Source organism: Candidatus Sordicultor fermentans, from assembly GCF_012728195.1.
Classification (GTDB): Bacteria; Atribacterota; Atribacteria; order Atribacterales; family Caldatribacteriaceae; genus Sordicultor; species Sordicultor fermentans.
Genome location: NZ_JAAYFP010000055.1, coordinates 1 through 1,873, shown reverse-complemented (window position 1 = coordinate 1,873; position 1,873 = coordinate 1). Strand labels below are relative to the sequence as shown.

The window sequence follows — 1,873 nt, the reverse complement described above, 5'->3', positions numbered from 1 at the left end:
ACCCCTTAAGCTATAATCCCTCTAATAGGATTCAAAAGATTGGAGGGAAATACATGCTAAGGAGTGAGTCAATTATAATGTTACACCAAATGAGAAAAGAAGGAAAGAGCATAAGCAGTATAAGCAGATATACTGAGACCCATAAAGGTTGGACACACTCAGAATATAGAGGTTATGCTCTAGGTATAAGTGAGAATAACCCTATGAGGAGGAAAAAGCGTGAAACAAAGGAAATGGACTGCAGAAGAAAAGTGGCCATAGTGTTAGAGAGTCTTGAGGTACAAAAGGAGGGACAGAAATCTGTAGAGAACGGGAAATACTTAAGATTCGTACTACAAATGGCGGGATAAGTTCACAGATGTGGTCTAAAGCTTTAAACAGCAGAAGCTCAACTGAAGCCAGGCACGAGGAGAATAGAGAAACTGCAGAAGATAATCGGCTAGAAGTCGTTCAAATTGAGATGTTAAAAAAAACGGAAGAGATTCTGGGGAGATAAGTAAAAGCAGTGGAAGAACTGAAAAAGGAAGGGTATACGTTAAACAGGGGAAAGGGGATAAAGACCAAGTGGTATGGCTGAATGAAGAGGTACTGGAAGTATTAAGGGAATGGAAAGAGATGAAACCAGAAAGCGAATATCTTTTTATTACATTGCAGGACAACCCTATAAATCCCCGATATGTTAGGGAAATGGTGAAAAGGAAAGGGAAACAGGCGGGGATAAATAAAGACCTTCACCCCCATATGTTAAGGCGCTCTTTTGCTACTGGTTTATACCGGGAGGGTAAGAATTTAAGGCTGGTTCAAAAGGCTTTAGGGCATAGCTCAATTCAGGTTACGGAGATTTATACTGCATATAGCAGATGAGAAGCTGGAAAAGGAAATGAAGTTTTTCGTGAAAAACGGATTGTGTAATAGGAAACAATGAGGTGTATAGTTTTGAAATAGGATAGAGCTTTTAAAGGGAAGAATTGTTAAGGGGGTTGGAAAAGAAGATAAAAATATCCCCTAAAGGAACCACTGAGAGAAACAATAGGAAAAATAAGAGAAAGGAGAGGAAAACAGAATGAAGGTTGACGTGGAGTATTTGGAGTTTCTTTGGCCGCTAAGGACCTATCTGATAACCTGCGGCGACATTGCTTCCAAGGCAAACATTATCGCCGTGAGTTTCTGTATGCCGGCAGCTGGACAACCTCCGCAGCTCGTCTGCGCCATAGGTAAGCCTTTTTACTCCCATGAGCTGATCGATCGTACAGGAGAGTTCATTGTCAACGTTCCACCTCAGTCCTTAAAAAAAGAGGTCTATTATTGCGGTTCCCATTCTGGTAGACAAGTGAACAAGTTTGCGGAAACCGGTCTGACGCCCTTGGCTGCCAAACGTGTCAAGGCCCCGATAATCGCCGAGTGTGTTGCTCACATGGAGTGTATCGTAGTCGGAAAGCTGGATACGAAACCTTATGACGGCGAGGATATAAGGCCGAACATAGCAAACAAGACATTATTTCTGGGAGAAGTGGTAGAGGCTTACGCTGACGAGGATTATGCTTTAGGCAAAGATAAAGATTTCTTGTTCCTACGGGAGGGCAGTTTCTGTAATCATTACAAGTTACGCCAATAAATGAAATATAAAAAAAGAGGGTATATAAATATATTCGCTCGGCAAAGGTTATTGTTTGTATTGGCGCTTTGGTAGTTTTTGGCTGCCTGACTTTGACAGCTGTAATTTAAAAACGTTGATATATCAAGGAATAAAGAGTCTCTTTTTTGTTTACTCCACTACAGTTTCACTGAGAATAAACTTAGGAATCTTTATCCCTAAAGCTCTAAATATCTGAGCATTATCATTCTCTATGGCAGTCCTTACTAAGAAACGTTT

3 protein-coding genes are annotated in these 1,873 nt (G+C 40.8%); all 3 read left to right on the top strand.

The features are described from left to right. A partial coding sequence (locus GXZ17_RS02770; protein ID WP_409375763.1) for a hypothetical protein occupies positions 1-350 on the top strand: 350 nt, incomplete at its 5' end. A gap of 142 nt (positions 351-492) precedes the next feature. Then, the gene (locus GXZ17_RS02765) at positions 493-864 is read left to right on the top strand and encodes a tyrosine-type recombinase/integrase (protein ID WP_409375764.1); all 372 of its coding nucleotides are present in this window, start codon (positions 493-495) and stop codon (positions 862-864) included. 199 nt (positions 865-1,063) lie between these two features. Continuing rightward, positions 1,064-1,615 (top strand): flavin reductase family protein, encoded by a 552-nt coding sequence (locus GXZ17_RS02760; protein ID WP_409375762.1) that lies wholly within the window; start codon positions 1,064-1,066, stop codon positions 1,613-1,615. Positions 1,616-1,873: the final 258 nt, after the last annotated feature.